The organism is Saccharothrix sp. NBAS 001, assembly GCF_056640475.1.
Window position 1 is genome coordinate 6,620,290 of the sequence record NZ_CM153251.1, and the last position, 21,705, is coordinate 6,641,994.

The following is a 21,705-nucleotide window of genomic DNA, read 5'->3' on the forward strand; positions in this document are numbered from 1 at the left end:
TTAGGTGCCCAGTTGGTCGGACAAGAACTCGATCGTCCGACGCCACGCGTCCGCCTGGGCGGCGGCCGTGGCGGCCGGGGTGCCGCCCAGGTCGAACCGGACGCCCGGCCCGGGCAGCACGGTGGCCGTGGCCGGGCGGTGCGGCGGGCCGGCGATCAGGTGTCCTGCCTCCGGGTACACCACGTGCTCGTGCCGGAAGGGGTGGTGGTGGGCCGCCAGCCGGCGTTCGGCGACCTCGCTCAGCTCGGCGCTCGGCCAGCTCCCGTCGCGGCCGGATGAGAGGAGCAACACACCGCCGGAGATCCGCTCCACCGGGATCTCGGCGGTCTCCGGGATGCCGTCGGACAGGTCGAACGCGGCCCGGAGGGAGACAGGTTCGCCCTCGACGACCCGGCGGCGCAGCTCCTCGGGGACGTAGTGCGGCAGGTACGGGAGCGGGCGGCCCTTCCACGTCCAGGAAGCGGCCTCGTGGTCCAGCTTCTGGAGCAGGCGGGTGCCGGGGCCGATGCACTGGGTCAGCACGCCCGAGCCGACGACGCTGACCACGGCGGCGACCTCGGGGTAGGTGGCGGCGGCGAGCAGCGCCAGTTCACCGCCGCGTGAGCCGCCGACGATCCCGATCCTGGGCGCGTGGCCCGTCGCACGGTCCGTCGCGTGGCCCGTCGCGCGGTGCGCCAGTCGGTCGCCGAGGTGGGCGAGGGCCTTGCCGACGTGCTCGACGGGGATGTGGATCAAGTCGTCGGGGACGTTCTCGGCACCGAAGTAGGCCAGGGCGAGGGTGGTGAAGCCGTGACCGGCGAGCAGGGCGGCGTCGAGTTCGTGCCGCCCGCCCTCGGAGCCGCCCAGCACGATGACGGCGGCGGGAGGCGTGTCGTGCTCGGGTTCGAACAGGACCGCGGAGAGGGCGTCGACCTCGGTGCGTTTCACCCGGTCGGGGACGCGCAGGCGCTCGACCTCGACCGGTGGCGCGGTCCCGGCCTCGATCCGGGTCGGCCCCGGTTCGGCGGCGGGAGGAGCGGCGGGGGTCGGGGTCATCGACCAGAACAAGCCCATCTGGTCGACGCCCCGGTAGCTGCCGTTGAGCGGGGCGTGCCTGGTCAGGTCGACCACGCCGCGCTCGTCGGAGCGGAAGACCGCTGCGGACCCGTGGTCGGCGGTGGACGCGCGGACGGTGACCTCGGTGTCCGGTGCCAGGCCGGTGATCCGGATGTCGAGCGGGTGGTCCAGAGGGGCGCGCCGGGGACTCACCAGGATCTCCGCCATCGCGCCCTCCCGTCACCCGCCGGCGAGCCGTTCCGCCCGGTCGGCCGCCGCGAGCGCGTCGAGCACCGCGTCGAGGTCGCCGTCCAGGACCTGGTCCAGGTTATGCGCTTTGTACCCGACGCGGTGGTCGGAGATGCGCGATTCCGGGAAGTTGTAGGTGCGCACCCGCTCGGAGCGGTCGACCGTGCGGATCTGGGTGCGGCGGGCGTCGGACGCCTCCTGCTGCGCCTTCTCCTCGGCCAGCACCTGGAGGCGGGACTGGAGCACCTGCATCGCGCGGGCCTTGTTCTGGAGCTGGCTGCGCTCGTTCTGGCAGGACACCACGATGCCGGTCGGCAGGTGCGTGATGCGGACCGCCGAGTCGGTGGTGTTGACGCTCTGGCCGCCCTTGCCGGACGACCGGAACACGTCCACCCGCAGGTCGTTCTCGTCGATCTCGATCTCGACGTCCTCGGTCTCCGGGAAGACCAGGACGCCGGCCGCGCTGGTGTGGATGCGGCCCTGGCTCTCGGTCACCGGGACGCGCTGCACGCGGTGCACGCCGCCCTCGTACTTCAGCCGCGACCACACGCCGTCCGGCGTGTCGGTCTTGGCCTTGATGGCGACCGTGACGTCCTTGAACCCGCCCAGGTCGGAGTCGGTGCCGTCGAGGACCTCGGCCTTCCAGCCGTGGCGCTCGGCGTAGCGCAGGTACATGCGCAGCAGGTCGCCCGCGAACAGCGCGGACTCCTCGCCGCCTTCGCCGGACTTGATCTCCAGGACGACGTCGGAGCCGTCGTGCGGGTCGCGCGGGAGGAGGAGTTCGGTGAGCTTCTCCTCGATCTTCGGGATGCGCTGGGTGAGGTCGTCCACCTCGGCCGCGAAGCCCGAGTCCTCGGCGGCCAGTTCCTTCGCGGCTTCGAGGTCGTTGCGGGCCTCGTCGAGTTCACGGGCGGTGCGGACGATCGGGGTCAGCTCGGCGTAGCGCTTGCCGAGTTTGCGCGCGCCTGCCTGGTCGGCGTGGACCGAGGGGTCGGCGAGCTTGGCTTCCAGCTCGGCGTGCTCGGCCAGCAGGGCTTCCAGGGTCACGGTTCGGCGCTCCGGTCTCGGGTGGTGCTCCGGGTGGTGCGGAGAAACAGCAACGGCGCCCACCCGGGAGTGCCGGGTGGACGCCGTCGGTGCAGCTACTTGCCCTTGCGCTTGCCGTAACGGGCCTCGAAGCGCGCGACCCGGCCACCGGTGTCGAGGATCTTCTGCTTGCCGGTGTAGAACGGGTGGCAGTTCGAGCAGACCTCGACGTGGATGGAACCGGAGGTCTTGGTGCTGCGGGTGGCGAAGGTGTTCCCACAGCCGCAGGTGACCTCGGTCGTCACGTACTCGGGGTGAATACCGGTCTTCAACGTCTTGTCCCTCTCTTCGGTGGCCGCCGGGTCCTCGGTGGTTGCTGGGAACCACGGGTGAGGTGAACCGGAGCCGGACTCGACCTGACAGTCTGCCAGATGCGGTCGACAAGCATGACAACGCATCGGCTTCCGGAGATGTTCCCGTGCCTGGTGGGGCGGGTTGTGGCGGCTGCGGGAGCGGGTGGAGTGGCGGGGGTCACGGCCGGGGTGGTGGAGGGGTGCGGCTGGGGCGGGGCGGGTTGGGAGCGGGTGCGGCCGGGCGGTGGAGGGAGTCGGTGGGTGTGACCGCTGGACGTTCGGGGTCGACCATTGGGCGCATGAGGTAGCCGTTGGACTACTCAGAGCAGCACGGAGAGGTCGGCGGGCACGAGACTTGGCGGGTGTTGTGCATATCCGGACGCCCGCTGCGGTTGAGCACGTGGCTGGCGGTGCCGTTCCTGTTCGGCAGCGCTGTGCTGGGCTTGACGGGGCTTGCGGGACTGCTCGTGGGTGCTCCTCGGGACATCGCGCTGTCCAGCCCGTTGTTCGGGGCGTCGGTCGCGGTGGGGGCGGCGGGGAGCGGGATGGTGGCGTGGCGTGCTGCGTGGCAGCGGGTGTGGTTGAGGTGGGGGTACCCGGCCGGGTTGCTCGGTGCGGGGGTGGCGCTCGACGGTGTTCGGCTGCCTGTGGTGGCGGTGGTGGTCGTGGGGGTGCCGGTAGTGGTGCTGCTCGTGGGTCAGTACGTGTCGGAGAGGCGGCGGACAGCTGCTCTGGCGGACGAACGCTTTGCCGGTGGCGAGTGCGGCTGAATACGGCGCGTTCGGGTGATGGGCGCGGGGCTGCGTGCGTTGGTGATTTGCACGGCCTTTGAGGGGTGTGCGGGTACTGATGGCGCTTGAGATCGCGATTGAGGACGATCGCCGTTTATATCGCAGTTGAGATTGCGGCTGAGATTGCGCCCAGGGGGTCGGGCGGGGGCGGCCAGCGGCTTGTGCGTGGGCGGAGAGAGGGCGGCTTGCGGGTGGGCGGCGAGAGGGCGGCCGGCGCGGGGCGGCAAGGGGGCGGCTAGCGGCTTGCGCGGGGTGGCTAGAGGCTTGTGCGGGGTGGCTAGAGGCTTGTGCGGGGTGGCTAGAGGCTTGTGCGGGGTGGCGAGAGGCTTGTGCGGGGGCGGATTGTCGGTCCCTCGTGGGATAATTGTGTTGGGGGCCGGAGGCCACGCCTGGAGTGAGGGCGGACGCCTCGTTTGGCGGGGCGCGCTGGATTGACCTGCGGTTTTGGGGCTGTGGAGCGTCGCGGGTTTTGAGGTCTGGGCGAAAAAAGAGTTAAAAGCGTCCTCGCCGGACGGGCTGGCCGCCGAGGATTGACACGAAATGCGGTGGGCGTCGTGTCATCCCCGTGTGGCCTGGTCTGAGACAACCACCCTTGAGTAGGGAGTGCAAGCGAAAAGCGTGCTTGCACTCCCTACTCAAGCGCGGTTCGCTGCGCGCAGGCCACACGGGGATGACACGACGCAGGTTGGGTTGTGTGGGGGCCTGCGCGTGTGTGTTGGGTGGGTGGTGTGGGGGCTGCGGGCGCGTTGGGTGGTGGAAAGCGAACGGCCCGCCTGACCGTGGGGTCGGGCGGGCCGTTGGGGACTTCGCTCAGTCGTTGTCTGCGCCTGGCGTCGTCTTCGCCACCTGCATCAGGAATTCGATGTTGGTGCGGCTCTTGCGGAGACGGTCCAGCAGGAGGTCGATCGCCTGCTGGCTGTCCAGGGCGTGCAGGACTCGGCGGAGCTTGTGCATGACCGCCAGCTCGTCCGGCGACAGCAGCAGGTCTTCCTTGCGGGTGCCGGACGAGTCGACGTCCACCGCGGGGAAGGTTCGCTTGTCGGCGATCTTGCGGTCCAGCTTGAGTTCCGCGTTGCCGGTGCCCTTGAACTCCTCGAAGATCACGCTGTCGCCGGCGGAGCCCGTTTCGACCAGGGCCGTGGCGATCACCGTCAGGCTGCCGCCGCCCTCGATGTTGCGGGCCGCGCCGAGGAAGCGCTTCGGCGGGTAGAGCGCCGTCGAGTCGACACCGCCGGACAGGATTCGGCCGCTGGCCGGGGCCGCCAGGTTGTACGCGCGGCCCAGGCGGGTGATCGAGTCCAGCAGCACGACCACGTCGTGGCCCATTTCGACCAGGCGCTTCGCCCGTTCGATGGCCAGCTCGGAGATCGTCGTGTGGTCCGACGGCGGGCGGTCGAAGGTGGAGGCGATGACCTCGCCCTTCACCGACCGCTGCATGTCGGTGACCTCTTCGGGCCGCTCGTCCACCAGGACCACCATCAGGTGGCACTCCGGGTTGTTCTTCGTGATCGCATTCGCGATCGACTGCAGAACGGACGTCTTGCCGGCCTTCGGGGGCGACACGATCAGCGCGCGCTGGCCCTTGCCGATCGGCATCACCAGGTCGATGACGCGGGTCGTCAGGATGTGCGGCTCGGTCTCCAGGCGCAGCCGCTCGTTCGGGTAGAGCGGGGTCAGCTTGGTGAAGTCGGGGCGGTTCTTCGACTCCTCCGGGTCCAGCCCGTTGATCTTGTCCACGCGGACCAGCGGGTTGAACTTCTGGCGCTGCTGCTCACCCTCGCGCGGCTGGCGGACGGCACCGATCAGCGCGTCGCCCCGGCGCAGGCCGTACTTGCGGACCAGCGACAACGACACGTAGACGTCGTTCGGGCCGGCCAGGTAGCCGGACGTGCGGACGAACGCGTAGTTCTCCAGCACGTCGAGGATGCCCGCGACCGGGAGCAGGACGTCGTCGTCGCGCACCTCGGTGTCGGTGCCGGGGCCGGCGCCGTCGCCTCGGCCGCCTCGGCGGCGGCGGTCGCGGAAGCGACGGCCCCTGCGGCCGCCTTCCTCGTCGTCGCCGTCGTCCTGGACGTTCTGCACGTTCTGCCGGTCACGGTCACGGTCGCGGTCGCCGCCGCGGTCGCGGTCCCGGTCACGGTCCCGGTTGCGGTCGCCACGGCCGTCGCGGCCTTCACGGTCGCCACGACCGTCCCGGTCGCGGTTGCGGTTGCCCCGGTCACCGCGGTCGTTGCGGTCGCCCCGGTCGTTGCGGTCGCCTCGGTCCTGGCGCTGTTCGCGCTGGTCACCGCGGTCCTGCTGCGGCTGCTGCTGTTGCGGCTGCTGCTGGGGCGGCGCTTCGGTGGTGGGCGCGGCGGCGGTCGGCTGGGCCGATTCCGGGCTGCCCGTCGGGCGGTTCGCGGAACGGCGGCGGCGGTTGCCCCGGCGGTTGCCCTCGTCGTCGGTCTGCGCGGGGCGGTCGGTCACGTCGAGCTGCTGCTGCGTCGGCTTCTCCACGGGCTTCTCGACCACGGGAGCGGGCGCGGCGGCGGGCTTGTCGGCCACCGGCTTCTCGGCGGCGGCTGCGGGGGCCGCCTTCTTCTCGGCCTTCGGCGGCGTCGCGGCACTGCCCCGACCGGAGGTGCCGCCCTGGCGCTCCTTGATGGCCGCGATGAGGTCGCCCTTGCGGAGTCCGGCGGTGCCGGTGATACCGAGCTGACCTGCGAGTTCACGAAGTTCGGCGAGCACCATGCCGGAAAGGCCCGCGCGCTTGCGCGGCGGGGCGCTGCCGTTCGAAGGGGTTGACAGAGCGTTCTCCTCGGCTCCGGAACTGGCAGCGGCGTTGGGAGCAGCAGGAGCTTCGCTGCTCAGCACATCAGTGTTGCTCACACATGTCCTTCCTGACCGGACCGCGCCTCCTACGCGGACCAGCGGACCTGCCGTCCGACGGAATGCGGACAGGCAGTTCGCCTGCGTCTCGGTGGACTCCGCCCGCGCGAAAAGGCGCACAGATACGGAGTCCACCGGCACGAGACGTTCTCGGTCACACGGCGAGCGGGTGCCTTCCAGCGCCAACCCCGTCCATACGGCACAGGGCCAAGTCACTGGAGGAATGCGATCCGGAGCGAATGTCCGGGCACCACACCGGCGCCCGTGCGCGCGGTGACTGATGGCCCCGAGGGTAGACGCCGGTCCGGCCAGGTGCAACAACCGGGGCCCGGCGCGTCGCCTCACTCAACCGAGTGGCGCAACGCGCACTCCCACCAGGTCGACGGGAACGTGGTGCGGTGTGAAACCGCTCACGTCGACGTCTTCGGGGAGCTTGCCGTCCTCCGGCAGGGCCAGGACGGTCGGGCCGGCACCGGAGACGGCGGCCGGCACTCCGGCTTCCCGAAGCGCCCTGACCAGCGCGTACGTCTCCGGCCAGGCGGATTCCCGGTACGGCTCGTGCAGCCGGTCGTCCAGTGCCTGGAGCAGGAAGGCCGGGTCGGCGGTCAGGGCGTGCACGGCCAGCGCGGACCTCCCGGCGGCGAACGCCGCATCGGCGTGCGGGACCGTCCCGGGCAGCAGACCTCGGGTCGTGTGGGTGGCCGACTCCCGGTCCGGCACCAGCACCACGGGGGCCAGTGCGGGGTTCGGGTCCAGACGCACCGCGCGGTAGCGGTCACCCTCCGTCCAGGCGACGGCCACGCCGCCGAACATCGCCGCGGCGGCGTTGTCGGCGTGGCCCTCGAACTCGGCGGCGAGTTGCAACGCGGTTGTGTCCAACTCGTGGCCGGCCAGCGCGTATCCGGCGGCGATGCCCGCGACCGCCGCGGCCGAGGACGAGCCCAGGCCCCGGGCGTGCGGGATCGCGTTCCGGCAGCGCAGGTGCAGGCCGGGGGTGGCGAGGCCGAGGTGGGCGGCGGCGGCCTTGAAGGCGCGGACCACCAGGTGGGTCTCGTCCTCGGGGACGGTGGTGGCCCCCTGGCCGGTCACCTCGATGGTGAGGCCGGCGGCGGTGGTCTCGAACTCGACCTCGTCGTGCAGGCCGAGGGCCATGCCGAGGGCGTCGAAGCCGGAGCCGAGGTTCGCGGTGGAGGCCGGGACGGTGACGCGGACGCCGGTCATGCCAGTTCCAGCGCGGTGGCGACCGCGCCGGGGTCGACCGGGACCGGCTCGACCTCGGGCATGTCGCGCAGGGCCGTGTCCGGGTCCTTCAGGCCGTGGCCGGTGACCGTGCAGACGACCACCGAGCCCTTCGGCAGGCGGCCGTCGGCGGTGGTCGCGAGCAGGCCCGCGACGCTGGTCGCCGAGGCGGGCTCGACGAAGATCCCCTCGCGGTTGGCCAGCAGGCGGTACGCCTCCAGGATCTTCTCGTCGGTGACCGCCTCGAACAGGCCGCCGGACTGCTCCTTCGCGGTGACCGCGCCGGTCCACGACGCCGGGCTGCCCACCCGGATCGCGGTGGCGATGGTCTCCGGGTTCGCGACCGGCTCGCCGAGCACGAGCGGCGCGGAGCCGGCCGCCTGGAAGCCGAACATGCGCGGGGTCGTGGTGACCACGCCGTCGGTCGCGTAGTCGGAGTAGCCGCGCCAGTACGCGGTGATGTTGCCCGCGTTGCCGACCGGCAGGCAGTGCACGTCCGGCGCGCGGCCGAGCACGTCGCAGATCTCCCACGCGGCGGTCTTCTGGCCGATCAGCCGGACCGGGTTCACCGAGTTGACCAGGGTGATCGGGTACTCGGCCGAGGTCTTGGCGGCCAGTTCGAGGCAGTCGTCGAAGTTGCCGTCGATCTGGAGGATGCGCGCGCCGTGCGAGACGGCCTGGGCGAGCTTGCCCAGCGCGATCTTGCCGCGCGGCACCAGCACGGCGGCGGTGAGCCCGGCCTTGGCCGCGTAGGCCGCGGCGGACGCCGAGGTGTTGCCGGTCGAGGCGCAGATGACCGCCTTGATGCCGCTGGCCAGGGCGTGCGTCATGGCCACGGTCATGCCGCGGTCCTTGAACGAGCCGGTCGGGTTCGCGCCCTCGACCTTGACGTAGACCTGGCAGCCGGTCACGTCGGACAGGTAGTCCGAGGCCACCAGGGGCGTGCCGCCCTCGTGGAGGGTGATGACCTTCGCTCCCCCGGGGAGCGGGATCCGGTCCGCGTAGGCGTGGATGATGCCGGGCCACCCCGGTCGCACGCCCGCTTGGATCGTCATGACTCTTCGCCTTCCACCCGCATCACGCTGACCACTTCCCGAACCGCGGGCAGTCCGCCGATTTTGTCCACGGTCGACCGCAGTGCCGCGTCGGTCGCGGCGTGGGTGACGATCACCAGGCTGGCGTCGTCCACCCGTCCCTCCTGCCGGACCGCCGCGATGCTCACGCCGTGCTCCGCGAACACCGCCGCGACCTGCGACAGCACACCTGGCCGGTCGGCCACGTCGAGGCTGATGTGGTACTTCGTGGACGCCTGGCCCATCGGCCGGACGGGCAGCCCCGCGTAGGCCGACTCGCGCGGCCCGCGCCCGCTGACCACCTTGTTGCGGGCCACCGCGACCAGGTCGCCGAGCACCGCGCTGGCCGTGGGCGCGCCACCAGCGCCCTTGCCGTAGAACATCATCTCGCCGGCCGCGTCGGCTTCCACGAACACCGCGTTGAACGCGCCGTTCACCCCCGCGAGCGGGTGCGACCTGGGGATCATCGCCGGGTGCACGCGGACCGAGATGCTGTCGGTGCCGTCGTCGGTGACCCGTTCGCAGATCGCCAGCAGCTTGACCGTGCGGCCCAGGCCCTTGGCGGCGGCGATGTCGGCGGCGCTGACCGCGGCGATGCCCTCGCGGTGCACGTCGGCGGCCGTCACCCGGCTGTGGAACGCCAGCGACGCCAGGATCGCGGCCTTCGACGCGGCGTCGAACCCGTCCACGTCGGCGGTCGGGTCGGCTTCGGCGTAGCCCAGGCGGGTGGCCTCCTCCAGGGTCTCCGCGTAGCTCGCCCCGGTGGAGTCCATCCCCGAGAGGATGAAGTTGGTGGTCCCGTTGACGATCCCCATCACCCGGGTGATGCGGTCGCCGGCCAGGGACTCGCGCAGCGGGCGCAGCAGCGGGATCGCGCCCGCCACCGCCGCCTCGAAGTACAGGTCGGCACCGGCCGCGTCGGCGGCCTCGAACAGCTCGCCGGAGTGCTCGGCGAGCAGCGCCTTGTTGGCGGTCACCACGGACTTGCCCGCCTTGAGCGCCTTGAGCAGCCACGTCCGCGCGGGCTCGATCCCGCCCACGACCTCGACCACGACGTCCGCGTCGGAGTCGAGCAGCCCGTCGACGTCGGTGGTGAGCAGCTCGGCGGGCACCTCGCGGTGCTTGTTCGGCTTGCGCACCGCGATGCCGGCCAGCTCGACGGGCGCGCCGACCCGCGCGGTCAGGTCCGCCGCCTGGTCGGTCAGCAGCCGGACCACCTCGGTGCCGACCGTGCCGCAGCCGAGCAGCGCGACTTTGATCGGTTTACGGCCAGGCACGTCATACCTCCAGGCGGAACAGGTCTTCCTCGGTCTCCCGGCGCAGCAGCAACCGGGACTCGCCGTCCGCGACCGCGGCGAGCGCGGGGCGGGGCAGCCGGTTGTAGCCGCTGGCCATGGAGTAGCAGTAGGCGCCGGTGGCGGCGACCGCGATCAGGTCGCCGGGCGCGAGGTCGTCGGGCAGCCAGCAGTCCCGCACGACCACGTCACCGGACTCGCAGTGCTTGCCGACGACCCGGCACAGCACGGCCTTCGCGCCGTCCTCCGCCTTGCGGGACACCAGCTTGCAGTCGTACACGGCGTCGTACAGGGCGGTGCGGATGTTGTCGCTCATGCCGCCGTCGACGCTGACGTACCGGCGGATCGCGCCGGCGTCGAGCTGGACGTCCTTGATGGTGCCGACCTCGTACACGGTGACCGTGCCGGGCCCGACGATCGCCCGGCCGGGCTCGACCGCGATCTTCGGCGCGGGCAGGCGGGCGTGCTCGGACTCCTTGGACACGATGTTGTGCAGCTGCCGGGCCAGTTCGGCGGGCGGCGGCGGGTCGTCGTCCGGGGTGTAGGCGATGCCCAGGCCGCCGCCGAGGTCGACGGTGGCCACGTGCTCCAGGACGCCCTCGCCGTGCTCGTCGCGCAGCTCGGCGAGCAGGCCGATCACCCGGCGCGCGGCGACCTCGAAGCCGCTGGCGTCGAAGATCTGCGAGCCGATGTGGCTGTGCAGGCCGACGAGCCGCAGCCCCTCGGCCTTGAGCACGCGGCGGGCGGCCTCGGCGGCGTCGCCGGAGGACAGCGAGAAGCCGAACTTCTGGTCCTCGTGGGCGGTCGCGATGAACTCGTGGGTGTGCGCCTCGACGCCGACCGTCACCCGGATCATCACCGGCTGCACCACCGCGCGGTCGCGGGCGATCTGGTCCAGGCGGGCGATCTCGTGGAACGAGTCGAGCACCACGGCACCCACGCCCGCCTCGACCGCGGTGGTGAGTTCGGCGATGGACTTGTTGTTGCCGTGCAAGGCGATCCGCTCGGGCGGGAACTCCGCGCGCAGCGCGATGGCGAGTTCGCCGCCGCTGGCCACGTCGATGCTCAGCCCCTCTTCGGCGACCCACCGGGCCACCGCGACGGACAGGAACGCCTTGGACGCGTAGTGCACGCGCGTCGGGTCGCCGAACGCCTCGGCGTGGTCGCGGCAGCGGGACCGGAAGTCGCCCTCGTCCATGACGAACAGCGGGGTCCCGTACTGCTCGGCGAGCGCCCGCACGTCGACGCCGGCCAGTTCGACCGAGCCCGCGTCGTTGCGGGCGGCGTTGCGCGGCCACACGGTGGGGTGCAGGTGGTCGAGTTCGTCCGGGGTGGACGGTCGGTTGCCGGCGGTGTTGGAGGGGATCAGGACGTCGGCGTGCCGGGGCCCGGCGGGGTGCGCGCGCATCACATCCGCTCCGGGGCGCTCACGCCGAGCAGCTGGAGGCCGTTCGCGAACACCTGACGGGTCGTGGCGCACAGCTGGACGCGGGCGCGGTGCAAGTCGGTCGTCTCCTCGTCCCCGCGCGGCAGCACCCGGCAGGCTTCGTAGAAGCGGTGGTAGGTGCCCGCCAGCTCCTCCAGGTACCGGGCGACCCGGTGCGGCTCGCGCAGCTCGGCGGCCGTGGCCACGACTCGCGGGAAGTCGCCGACGGTGCGGACGAGGTCGCCCTCGCGGTCGTGGTCGAGCAGGTCGAACGCCTCGCCGGGCGTGACGCCCAGGTCGGCGGCGTTGCGCAGCACCGAGGACAGCCGGGCGTGCGCGTACTGCACGTAGAAGACCGGGTTGTCGTTGCTGCGCTTGCGCAGCAGGTCGAGGTCGATGTCCAGGGACGAGTCGGCCGACGAGCGGGTCATGGCGTAGCGGGCGGCGTCCACGCCGACCGCCTCGACCAGGTCCTGCATGGTGATCACGGTGCCCGCGCGCTTGCTCATCCGGACCGGCTTGCCGTCGCTGACCAGGTTGACCAGCTGGCCGATCAGCACCTCGACGGTCTTCGGGTCGTCGCCGACGGCCGCGGCGGCGGCCTTGAGCCGGCCGATGTAGCCGTGGTGGTCCGCGCCGAGCATGTAGATGCACAGGTCGAAGCCCCGCGCGCGCTTGTCCAGGAAGTACGCGATGTCGCCCGCGATGTAGGCCGGGTCGCCGTCGCTCTTGATGACCACCCGGTCCTTGTCGTCGCCGTACTCGGTGGACCGCAGCCACCAGGCGCCGTCCTCGAAGTACAGGCCGCCGGACTCCTTGAGCTGGTCGATGGCCTTGGTCACGGCGCCGGACTCGTGCAGCGAGTTCTCGTGGAAGTACACGTCGAAGTCGGTGCCGAAGTCGTGCAGGTCCTGCTTGATCTCCTCGAACATGAGGTTCACGCCGATCCGGCGGAACACCTCGGGGCCGTCCTCGGCGGACAGCGCGCCGGGCTCCTGCTTGAGCACCTCGGCGGCGATGTCGCTGATGTAGCCGCCCGCGTAGCCGTCCTCGGGGGCGGGCTCGCCCTTCGCGGCGGCGATCAGGGACCGGACGAACCGGTCGATCTGCGCGCCCGCGTCGTTGAAGTAGTACTCCCTGGTCACGTCGCCGCCACTGGCCGCGAGCACCCGGCCGAGCGCGTCGCCGACCGCCGCCCAGCGGGTGCCGCCGAGGTGGATCGGGCCGGTCGGGTTCGCCGAGACGAACTCCAGGTTGATCTTGACGCCGGCGAGCTGGTCGCCGTGGCCGTAGGCGGTGCCCCGGGCCAGCACGTCGCGGAGGATGTCGCCCTGCGCGTCGGCGGCCAGCCGGAGGTTGAGGAAGCCGGGGCCGGCGACGTCGACCGAGGCGATGGCGTCGGTGCCGGTCAGCGCCTCGGCCAGCCAGCCGGCCAGGTCGCGGGGCACGACGCCGAGCTTCTTGGCGACCTGGAGGGCGAGGTTGGTCGCGTAGTCGCCGTGCTCGGGGTTGCGGGGTCGCTCGATGGTCACCGTCGCGGGCAGGGCGGCGGGGTCGAGGCCGCGGGTGGACAACACGTCCACGGCCGTCGCACGGACCAGGTCAGCGAGCACAGCGGGAGTCACCCGTTAAGTCTAGGGAAGCGTTCCCGCTGGTCTCGACCGGGATACGCGTCCCGAGGAGTGAGAGGTAGGCCACCTGGGCAACTGTTAACAGCCACCCGTGGTGACCGGCAGTTGACGACGACCAGACACCGGTTCCCTACACTGGCCCGCGGCATGGGCGTATGACGACTGACCTGAGGCGGACATGACCAGCGGCAAGAAGACTAAGGCCACGCGGTCCAGCGTGGCGGCGGCGCGGTCCTCGGTGGTGGCCAAGAAGCCGAAGCCGTGGGGCACCATCATCGCGGTGATCGCCGTATTGGCGCTGGCGGGAACGGTGTTCGGGTACGCGTACGCGCAGATCTCGGCCAAGAACGAGCAAGAGGCCGCGCTGGCGAAGTGGAACCCGTCCGCGGACAACAAGGACCCCTCGGACCAGATCCAGGGCGTGATCAAGAAGGACTACAAGGCCGGCAAGCACGTGCAGCCGACCCAGCGGGTGGCTTACGACCAGTCACCGCCCTTCGGTGGTCCGCACGACGGTGCGTGGGCGAACTGCACCGGCATCGTGTACCCGAAGGCCGTGCGCACCGAGAACATGGTGCACGCGCTGGAGCACGGCGCGGTCTGGATCGCGTACAACCCGGACCAGATCACCGGTGAGCCGCTCACCAAGCTCCAGAAGAAGGCCGAAGGCCAGCAGTACACGATGATCTCGCCGTACCCCGGCCTGGACAAGCCGATCTCGCTCCAGTCGTGGGGCCACCAGCTCAAGCTGGAGAACGCGGACGACGAGCGCATCGACCAGTTCATCCAGTCGCTGCGGCGCAACCAGAACACGTACCCGGAGATCGGCGCGGCCTGCGACTCGACCACGTTCGACGTGGACAACCCGCCGCCGTTCGTGGCCGAGAAGCCCGGCGCGGACGCCGTCCCGATGGACGGTGGCACCGAGGACCAGGGCGAGACCGGCGGGACCCCGCCGGTCACCCAGCCGAGCAGCTGATCTTGACCGCTGAGGACACCGGGCAGCAGCCGCGCAGCAGCACCACCGCCACCAGGGCCGTCGTGGTCACGGTGGCGGTGGTCGCCGTGCTGCTGCTCGGCGCGGCGGTCGGGCTGCTGATCCAGCTGCCCGGCTCGGACTCGACGGGCGCGCCGGGCCGGGACTCGGTGGACATCGGGTTCACGCAGGACATGGCGGTGCACCACCTCCAGGGCATCACCATGGCGAACACCGCGCGGGACAAGACGACGAACCCGGCCATCCGCCAGCTCGCCTTCGACATCGAGTCGACGCAGCTGGAGCAGGTGGGCCGGATGAAGGGCTGGCTGTCCCTCTGGGGAGCGCCCGAGCAGTCGTCGGACGGCACCCACATGAAGTGGATGGAGTCCTCCTCGCACGACCACGCGTCGTCGGGGCAGGAGCAGGGGCAGACCGGCCTGATGCCGGGCATGGCCACGTCGGAGGAGCTGGCCAGGCTGCGGTCGCTGTCCGGCACCGAGTTCGACGTGTACTTCCTCCAGCTGATGCTCCGGCACCACCAGGGCGGCGCGCCGATGGCCCAGTACGCGGCCACGCACGCCGGCGTCCCGGTGGTCCGCACGCTCGCCGACAACATGCTGAAGTCGCAGTCGAGCGAGGGCGAGTACATGAAGCAGCTGATCGCGGAGCGCGGCGCGGCTCCCCTGCCGTAGCGCCCCCGGACACACTCGTGCCCCCCGGTGCGGATCGCCGGAGGGCACGAGGCTTCGCGGAGTCGGCTCGGGGGGACGTCCGCCGTCAGGTGCGCGGCACGGGCGTCATCACCAGGTCGACCGGGTAGGCGGCGGTGGTGAACTTGCTGCGGGCCCGCGTGCCGGGCACCTGGACCAGCCGCCAGCGGGCCGCGACGGTGGCCAGCGCGATGACGATCTCGGTCTGCGCGAACACGTTCCCGATGCACTGGCGGGTGCCGCCGCCGAACGGCACGAACGCGCCCCTGGGCAGCGCGGCGGCCCGTTCGCCGGTCCACCGGTCGGGGTCGAAGCGCTCCGGGTCCGGGTAGTGCGCCGGGTCGTGGTGCACTACGTGCGGGCTGACGATGACCTCGGCGCCGGTCGGCAGCACGGTGCCGGCCAGGTCGACGGGCTCGATCGCCTTGCGCATCAGGATCCAGATCGGGTACTTGCGCAGCACCTCGTTGACGACCTGGTACAGGTAGCCGAGCCGGGGCAGGTCGGCGAACGTGACCGGGCGGCCGGCCAGCACGTCGTCCACCTCGGCGTGCACCCGGCGCTCCACCTCGGGGTGCTCGGCGAGTTCGTGGAACAGCCAGCCGAGCGCGACCGCGGACGTCTCGATGCCCGCCGTGAGCAGGGTGATCACCTCGTCGTAGACCTGCTGGTCGGTCATGCCCTCGCCGGACTCCTCGTCGTGCGCGAGCAGCAGCGTGGACAGCAGGTCGCCGTGGTCGACGCCCTCGGCGCGCCAGCTCGCCACGACCTCCAGGACGATGGCCCGCATCCGCTCGATGGCCAGGTCGAACTTGCGGTTGACCGGGATCGGGAGCTTGGACACGAACCCCGGCGACAGGGCCCGCACGGCTCCGTTCTGGATCACGTCGAACACCGAGCGGCGGATCTCGGCGACGGCCCGCTGCCCGATCTCGGTGGAGAACAGCGTCTCGCCGACCACGGTGACCGCGAGGGCCTGCATGTCGTCCTCGACCACCCGCGGCACGCCGGCCTGCCAGGTGTCGGCGAGGTCGGTGGCCGCGCGGACCATCGCCTCGGCGTAGTGCGCGATGCGCTCGCGGTGGAAGGCGGGCTGCATCATCCGTCGCTGCCGGCGGTGGAACGTCCCGTCGGACAGGGCTAAGCCGTTGCCCATGTAGGGCCGGAACCGCTCGAAGAGGAGCCCTTTCCGGAACCTCGGGCCGTCGGTGACCAGGACCTGGTGGGTGAGCCGGGGGCTCGTCACGAAATAGGTGGGCACCGGACCGAGGTCGACTTTCACGATCTCGCCGTGCGCGCGGAGTGCGGCGGTGAATTCGGCCCGACGCCGCAGTAGTGACACGGTGTGACCAAGTAGGGGCAGCCGACCGGGTGCCACCGGGACCGACATTGTCACTCCTCGGTGGGAGGCGGGTGGTGGAGGCCCACTTTAGGCGGCATTCGGACGAAGGAGGGAGTACCCGATCGGGTGACAGGGTGGTCACGCTGGTGGCCCAATGAATCCGGCGGTGATCTCGCTAAACTCGGGCGTTCCCGAGCGGCGATGAGGTGTTCGCGGTGGTCCGATCGGACTGGGTTCCGCAAAGCGTGGACGTTTCCGTGCCGAGCATCGCGCGGGCTTACGACTTCATGCTGGGCGGCGCGCACAACTTCGCCGTGGACCGCGAGATCGCGTTGAAGATCGACCAGTTGATGCCCGGCGTGCGGGCCGGCGCCCGGGTCAACCGGGCCTTCCTCGGCCGGGCCGTGCGGTTCATGACCGACCAGGGCGTCCGGCAGTTCCTGGACATCGGTTCCGGCATCCCGACCGTGTCGAACGTGCACGAGGTCGCCCAGCGGGTCGACCCGGCGTGCCGGGTGGTCTACGTCGACCGGGACCCGATCGCGGTGGCGCACAGCGAGTTGATGCTGGCCGACAACGACCGGGCGGCGATCGTCCGGGCGGACATGCGCGACGTCGCGGGCGTCCTGGGAAGTCCGCAGGTCAAGGAGCTGCTGGACTTCGACCGGCCGATCGGCTTGCTGATGATGCTGATGCTGCACTGGATCCCGGACGAGTGGGAGCCGGCCCGGCTGGTGGCCGGCTACCGGGACGCGCTGCCGGCCGGCAGCTACCTGGCGGCCAGCCACGCCAGCGCGGACCACGTCGGGCAGCCGCTGCACGAGGCCGCCGAGGCGATCCGGGACAGCGGCAGCCGGGACCGGATGACGGTCCGCCGGCACGCCGACATCCTGGCCCTGTTCGACGGGTTCGACCTGGTCGAACCGGGCCTGGTGGGCTGCGCGGAATGGCGGCCGGGCGGGCCGTCGGACATCTCCGACGTGCCGGACATGAACATGTTGCTCTACGCAGGTGTCGGTCGGGTCAACAGGTGAGGTCCGGATTGACCGAATCGGCGGCAGTAACCCGAAAATTGCGGAAAAGAATCTGACCGATAGTCATCCCGGTAGCACCGACGAATCGATCGTGGGTATTTTGTTCACTCCTCTGGTCGAGCGTGCGGAGACCCGAAGTAGGTAAGCTGCCGCCCAACCTGGAATCAGAGCAGGGCAACGGGAATGCCTGAAGCAGACCGAGAACCGGACGCCACGCCGTCCGCACCGGTCCCCGACCGGGGACGGGAATCACTCGCCCGCAAGTGGGCCTACCTGATGAGCGGCGCGATCGTGGTGTCGCACAGCAGGGAGCAGCTCGACGCCGAACTGCGCCGGCAGCTCGACCGGATCTGCGACGCGCTGCACGTCGAGCCGTTCGCGGGCGAGCGGCTCGAACAGGTCGGCGACGAACTCGTCGCCCTGGGCTACGTCGGCGAGGCCGGGCTGCGCGTCACCACCGACGTGCTCGGCCGGGGCCTGTTCGGGCTGGCCGAGTTCCACCCGGTGGCCGAGCACGCCGAGCGGATCGCGGTCGGCCTCGGCGCGCTGTCCGCCGGGTTCCTGGCCGCGAACCGCCGGTCGGTGTTCGAGCAGCAGGAGAGCATGCAGCTCACCCTGCTCAAGGCCGTCCGGGACGCCAAGTGGCGGCTGCACGAGAGCGAGGCGCTGGTCGACGAGGTGGTCACGTCCTCGACCAGCGGCGTGCTGATCGTGGACCTGGCGGGCCGGGTCGTGCGGGCCAACGACGCGATCACCGGGATCCTCGGCCACTCGACGGCCGAACTCGCCGAGCGGACCGTGTTCGACCTGGTCCACCCGGACTCCGAGACCGCCCTGCGCGAGGCGATGGCGCTGCTGCTCGACGGCGGCGAGGAGCGGGTCCGGCAGTCGCACCGGCTGCTGCGCAGCAACGGCGAGGTCGCCCGGATCACGCTGACCACCTCGCTGATGCGCGACGCCCGCGAGGAGCCCGCGCACTTCGTGACCGTGGTCGAGGACGGCACCGAGCTGATGCTGTTGCAGGGCGAGCTGAACCGCCAGGCGCTGCACGACGTGCTGACCGGCCTGCCCAACCGGCAGTACTTCACCACCTACCTGGAGAGCGCGCTGCGGCGGGCCGACCCGGTGCACGGCGTCACGCTGTTCCACCTCGACGTCGACGCGTTCGGCATGGTGTGCAACAGCCTCGGCGGACGTGCGGGCGAGCGCCTGCTGGTGCACGTCGCGCAGCGGCTCAAGAGCGTGCTGGCCCGGGAGAACGCGATGGTGGCCCGGTTCGAGGGCGACGAGTTCGGCGTGCTGGTGGAGAACACCGCGCAGACCCCGGACATCGCGCTGATCGTGTCCGCGATCAACGAGGACCTGGCCGAGCCGACGTTCGTGGAGGGGCACGGCCTGGCGGTGTCGGTGAGCATCGGCGTGGTCCGCAGGCCGGCTCGCGACCTGGAGCCCGCCGAGCTGCTGCGGGCCGCCGACCAGGCGCTGCGCCGGGCCAAGCGCGGGCGGCGCGGCCAGTGGGAGCTGTTCCACCACGACCAGGACGTGGCCGACCGGCACGCCCAGGCGCTCGCGGTCGGCATGCCCGGCGCGTGGGAGCAGGGCGAGATCGGCGTGCGCTACCGGCCGGTGATCGGGTTCGCCGGCGGGGTGGCGGGCGTGGAGGCGCTGCTGCACTGGGACCGCGAGCCGCCGCTCGCGCACGACGCGTGCGTGGAGCTGGCCGAGCAGACCGGGCTGGTGCTGCCGCTGGGCGAGTGGCTGCTGCGGGTGGCGGGCGGCCAGGCGCGGTGGTGGCGGCAGCGCGCGGGCATCGAGGCGCCGCTGGTGGTCGGGCTGACGGCGGTGCAGTCCGGCGACGCGGACCTGGTGTCGCGGGTGGTGCGGGTGCTGGAGGAGACCGGGCTGGCGGCGGACCGGCTGATGGTCGGGATGCCGGTGGGCGCGCTGGCCGGGGTGGAGGCGGTGGACAACCTGTCCGTGCTGGCGGACATGGGCGTGCGGACGGCGTTGCACGACTTCGGGTTGGGCCCGGCCGAGCTGTCCGCGCTGGACGACCTGCCGGTGCGGTGCGTGCGGGTGGCGGCGCGGCTGGTGGACCACCGCGCGGAGTACGTGGCGTCGCTGGTGTCGGCGGTCCGGGCGTCCGGCGTGACCGTGGTGGTGGACGGCGTGCGCGACGCGGCGCAGGCGGCGTGGTGGCGGTCGGCCGGCGCGGACGCCGGGGCGGGCGGGCACTTCGGCGCGCCGTGCACGCCGGCGGACGTCGTCGCGTACTTCCGCTGAACCGTTTCGGGATTGGCGCACACCCCGCGAAACGGGCCCGTCCGAACAACTACGGAAATGTGGTCCAGCGCGGGTGATAAATGCCACCACCCGTCGCCGTCAGGGCTCCGACCAGCGTCGAAGCCCTGGTAGCGGTCCCAAGGGGGCGAAAACCAGCGCGCTGTGCCGTGTCGCTCACAATGCGTGATGATGTTGTGGGAAATATGCCTCAAGTGGGTTACCGGCTCTGGCGGTAATCGCCCCGAACGCCCAGAGTGGGCCGGTAAGCAGGGGTTCTCCGCCAACTCCGCACTCCCAAAGATCGGTACCTCCGTGAACCACGACTCGATGCAGCACTTCTCCTCCGGCGCGTGGACGCTCGTGCTCGCCTACGCGGTGTCCGTCATCGGTTCGCTGATCGGCCTGTCCTGCATGGCCAGAGCCAGACGCGAGCCCGGCCGGGGCGCCAAGGTCCTGTGGACCGTGTTCGGCGCGTTCGCCATCGGCGGCATCGCCATCTGGCTGATGCACTTCATCGCCATGCTCGGCTTCGACATCCCCGGCACGACGATCAAGTACTCGGCCCCGCTGACCGCGCTGTCCGCGCTGGTCGCCGTGGTCGTGGTGGGCGTCGGGCTGTCCCTGGTCACGCTGGTCCGGTTCACCAGGATGCGGCTGATCATCGCCGGCGTGCTGGCCGGGGTCGGCGTCGCCGGGATGCACTACCTGGGCATGTCCGCGATCCGCTTCAAGGGCGAGATCAACTACGACCAGGGCCTGGTCGCGCTGTCCGTGGTGATCGCGATCGCGGCGGCCACGGCGGCGTTCTGGTTCACCCTGGTCGTGAAGACGACGACGGCGAGCGTGGTGGCCGGCCTGGTCATGGGCGTCGCGGTGACCGGCATGCACTACACCGGCATGGCCGCGGTGCACGTGGTCTCGGACGCGAGCGTCGCCGCGCCGCAGGGCACCGCCGTGTTCAACCTGGTGTTCCCGGTGTTCGTCATCAGCGGCCTGGTGGTGGGCGCGCTGCTGTGGATGCTGTTCACCTCGGCGAGTTCGCTGGCCGAGCCCGAGATCGCGGGCTGACCGGGAGCCTCCCACCCGCACCGCGTCCGGACATCGTCGTCCGGGCGTGGGTGGCGTGCGTCACTCGGTGCGCGTGGCGCGGAATCGTTGGCCGCGCGGGAGATCCGCGCGCGGCCCGGCGTGCGCCGTCCACCGTGGACGTGGTCACGCCGCCAGCAGGATCCACCCCAGGTCGACCACGACCACGGCCGCCGCGGCCCCGAACACCCACGGCGCGGCCAGCTGCCACCGGGCGACCCGCCGGGCGTGCGCGGGCGGCACCGGCTCCCCCGCCGACAGCCGGCAGGCGAGCGCGAACACGCCGAGACCGACCATCAGCACCGCGCCGAGCGCGGCCGGCACGAGTTCGAGCCCCACGTCGATCACCACCCCGCCCATACTGCCAAGAGGTGGCGATCACGGTCCGCCCCCCGCCGAGAATCACACCCCGTGGCGGGGCCGCGCATCCGCCGACCTGGTGAACCCGCACCGGGCGGGCCTCGGTGCCCGGACCGGGCGAGGTCGGCCCCCGGCGGGTGGTTCGGTGTCCGACACTCCGGTGCCGTCCGTCCACTGTGGTCGCTCCACAACGGACGCGGGCGGGTGCGCCCGGCCACCCGGCCGGATCCCCGGTGGTGGTCGGTCGGTCGGTCGGCGCGGCCGGGTGCCGGCGCGGCGGGTTCCGCCCGCGCCCGAGCGGTACCCGTTCGGGAAGGTGATGAACCACGCGATTCCGGACATTGGGCCGCTGTCCGAAACCGGAAAGCGTCCGAACGAGGACCCCTCACTTGTGACCGTGCGTGCACAGTCCCGCACGCGCATTTTCGCGACGAATCGGACATAACCGCGAAGGAATACGAAACGCGCGCCGGAGAACCGCTCGAAAAGGACCGCGAACCGGCCCCGGAACCAGTACTGACCAGCGCCTTAACAATTACCGGAAAAACCCGCAAACCCCCTCCTACCGGGACTATTCCAGGCCGATCGGAGCCCTCTCCGGCGACCGGTCGGCTGGAATGCGGCAGCCACTCCACGGAATCCCGATTCCGCCGTTCGGTTCATGCCGGGCCCTTGCGCACCACGACTTGCGCGGGCCACCGAGCCACTTCGGACCTGGTGCCCTGTAAGCCTTCTGGGGGTGTTCACACCCCGGGAAGCTGCGCTACGTTCAGATTTGCCGCACCGGTTTCACCTCCAGGCGCAATTAACCTAAAGGGGCACCGGGTCAGATGGCTAACCAATTCACTGAGCAGTCGGTCGGACGACCCTGCCCCGCACTTCGGCAGTTGCACACCAAATGCTGAAAGATCAGGGGTCACAAGGT

The 21,705-nt window shown here is 71.2% G+C and carries 17 protein-coding genes; 6 read left to right on the forward strand and 11 right to left on the reverse strand.

Going from position 1 to position 21,705, the window contains the following annotated elements:
* From AC0HI0_RS28465 to rpmE, 3 genes are all read right to left on the reverse strand, one after another.
* A complete protein-coding gene (locus tag AC0HI0_RS28465; RefSeq protein WP_480926572.1) occupies nucleotides 1-1,263 on the reverse strand; it encodes an acyl-CoA thioester hydrolase/BAAT C-terminal domain-containing protein in 1,263 nt (420 codons plus the stop codon).
* Between the two features lie 12 nt (nucleotides 1,264-1,275).
* Nucleotides 1,276-2,331: a peptide chain release factor 1 gene (gene prfA / locus AC0HI0_RS28470; protein ID WP_480926573.1), complete on the reverse strand. Its 1,056-nt coding sequence runs from the start codon at nucleotides 2,329-2,331 to the stop codon at nucleotides 1,276-1,278.
* Nucleotides 2,332-2,426: 95 nt separating this feature from the next.
* Nucleotides 2,427-2,642: a 50S ribosomal protein L31 gene (rpmE, locus tag AC0HI0_RS28475; RefSeq protein ID WP_480926574.1), complete on the reverse strand. Its 216-nt coding sequence runs from the start codon at nucleotides 2,640-2,642 to the stop codon at nucleotides 2,427-2,429.
* A gap of 332 nt (nucleotides 2,643-2,974) precedes the next feature.
* Here rpmE and AC0HI0_RS28480 point away from each other — a divergent pair, with 332 nt between their 5' ends.
* Nucleotides 2,975-3,433 (forward strand): hypothetical protein, encoded by a 459-nt coding sequence (locus AC0HI0_RS28480; RefSeq protein WP_480926575.1) that lies wholly within the window; start codon nucleotides 2,975-2,977, stop codon nucleotides 3,431-3,433.
* Nucleotides 3,434-4,264: 831 nt separating this feature from the next.
* On the opposite strand, the gene rho is transcribed toward AC0HI0_RS28480, so the two are convergent.
* The 6 genes from rho to argS all read right to left on the reverse strand — a co-directional run bounded on the left by rho (nucleotide 4,265) and on the right by argS (nucleotide 12,980).
* On the reverse strand, nucleotides 4,265-6,322 hold the full coding sequence (gene rho, locus AC0HI0_RS28485) for a transcription termination factor Rho (protein WP_480934411.1): 2,058 nt from the start codon (nucleotides 6,320-6,322) through the stop codon (nucleotides 4,265-4,267).
* Nucleotides 6,323-6,667: 345 nt separating this feature from the next.
* Nucleotides 6,668-7,543: a homoserine kinase gene (gene thrB / locus AC0HI0_RS28490; protein WP_480926576.1), complete on the reverse strand. Its 876-nt coding sequence runs from the start codon at nucleotides 7,541-7,543 to the stop codon at nucleotides 6,668-6,670.
* Nucleotides 7,540-8,616 carry a threonine synthase gene (gene thrC / locus AC0HI0_RS28495; protein ID WP_480926577.1) on the reverse strand — a complete coding sequence of 359 codons (1,077 nt, stop codon included), beginning with the start codon at nucleotides 8,614-8,616 and terminating at the stop codon, nucleotides 7,540-7,542. Before thrC ends, thrB begins: the two co-directional genes overlap by 4 nt.
* A complete protein-coding gene (locus AC0HI0_RS28500) occupies nucleotides 8,613-9,911 on the reverse strand; it encodes a homoserine dehydrogenase (protein WP_480926578.1) in 1,299 nt (432 codons plus the stop codon). Before AC0HI0_RS28500 ends, thrC begins: the two co-directional genes overlap by 4 nt.
* A gap of 1 nt (nucleotide 9,912) precedes the next feature.
* Entirely contained in the window at nucleotides 9,913-11,337 is a 1,425-nt protein-coding gene (lysA, locus tag AC0HI0_RS28505; RefSeq protein WP_480926579.1) for a diaminopimelate decarboxylase, read from the reverse strand.
* On the reverse strand, nucleotides 11,337-12,980 hold the full coding sequence (gene argS, locus AC0HI0_RS28510) for an arginine--tRNA ligase (RefSeq protein ID WP_480926580.1): 1,644 nt from the start codon (nucleotides 12,978-12,980) through the stop codon (nucleotides 11,337-11,339). Before argS ends, lysA begins: the two co-directional genes overlap by 1 nt.
* A 184-nt stretch (nucleotides 12,981-13,164) precedes the next feature.
* Between argS and AC0HI0_RS28515 the strand changes: the two genes are divergently transcribed.
* Both AC0HI0_RS28515 and AC0HI0_RS28520 read left to right on the forward strand, forming a co-directional pair.
* Nucleotides 13,165-13,965 (forward strand): DUF3105 domain-containing protein, encoded by an 801-nt coding sequence (locus AC0HI0_RS28515; RefSeq protein ID WP_480926581.1) that lies wholly within the window; start codon nucleotides 13,165-13,167, stop codon nucleotides 13,963-13,965.
* Nucleotides 13,966-13,967: 2 nt separating this feature from the next.
* Complete coding sequence (locus tag AC0HI0_RS28520) at nucleotides 13,968-14,657, forward strand: DUF305 domain-containing protein (protein WP_480926582.1); 690 nt, start codon at nucleotides 13,968-13,970, stop codon at nucleotides 14,655-14,657.
* A gap of 85 nt (nucleotides 14,658-14,742) precedes the next feature.
* Here the strand turns inward: AC0HI0_RS28520 and AC0HI0_RS28525 are convergent, their stop codons facing one another.
* The gene (locus AC0HI0_RS28525; protein ID WP_480926583.1) at nucleotides 14,743-16,065 is read right to left on the reverse strand and encodes a cytochrome P450; all 1,323 of its coding nucleotides are present in this window, start codon (nucleotides 16,063-16,065) and stop codon (nucleotides 14,743-14,745) included.
* Between the two features lie 158 nt (nucleotides 16,066-16,223).
* Between AC0HI0_RS28525 and AC0HI0_RS28530 the strand changes: the two genes are divergently transcribed.
* The 3 genes from AC0HI0_RS28530 to AC0HI0_RS28540 all read left to right on the forward strand — a co-directional run bounded on the left by AC0HI0_RS28530 (nucleotide 16,224) and on the right by AC0HI0_RS28540 (nucleotide 20,402).
* The gene (locus tag AC0HI0_RS28530) at nucleotides 16,224-17,051 is read left to right on the forward strand and encodes an SAM-dependent methyltransferase (protein ID WP_480926584.1); all 828 of its coding nucleotides are present in this window, start codon (nucleotides 16,224-16,226) and stop codon (nucleotides 17,049-17,051) included.
* Between the two features lie 183 nt (nucleotides 17,052-17,234).
* Nucleotides 17,235-19,334 carry a putative bifunctional diguanylate cyclase/phosphodiesterase gene (locus AC0HI0_RS28535; RefSeq protein ID WP_480926585.1) on the forward strand — a complete coding sequence of 700 codons (2,100 nt, stop codon included), beginning with the start codon at nucleotides 17,235-17,237 and terminating at the stop codon, nucleotides 19,332-19,334.
* Nucleotides 19,335-19,646: 312 nt separating this feature from the next.
* A complete protein-coding gene (locus AC0HI0_RS28540) occupies nucleotides 19,647-20,402 on the forward strand; it encodes an MHYT domain-containing protein (protein WP_480926586.1) in 756 nt (251 codons plus the stop codon).
* Between the two features lie 144 nt (nucleotides 20,403-20,546).
* Here AC0HI0_RS28540 and AC0HI0_RS28545 read toward each other — a convergent pair whose 3' ends face one another.
* Nucleotides 20,547-20,771, reverse strand: a complete 225-nt coding sequence (locus AC0HI0_RS28545) for a hypothetical protein (protein WP_480926587.1) — start codon at nucleotides 20,769-20,771, stop codon at nucleotides 20,547-20,549.
* Nucleotides 20,772-21,705: the final 934 nt, after the last annotated feature.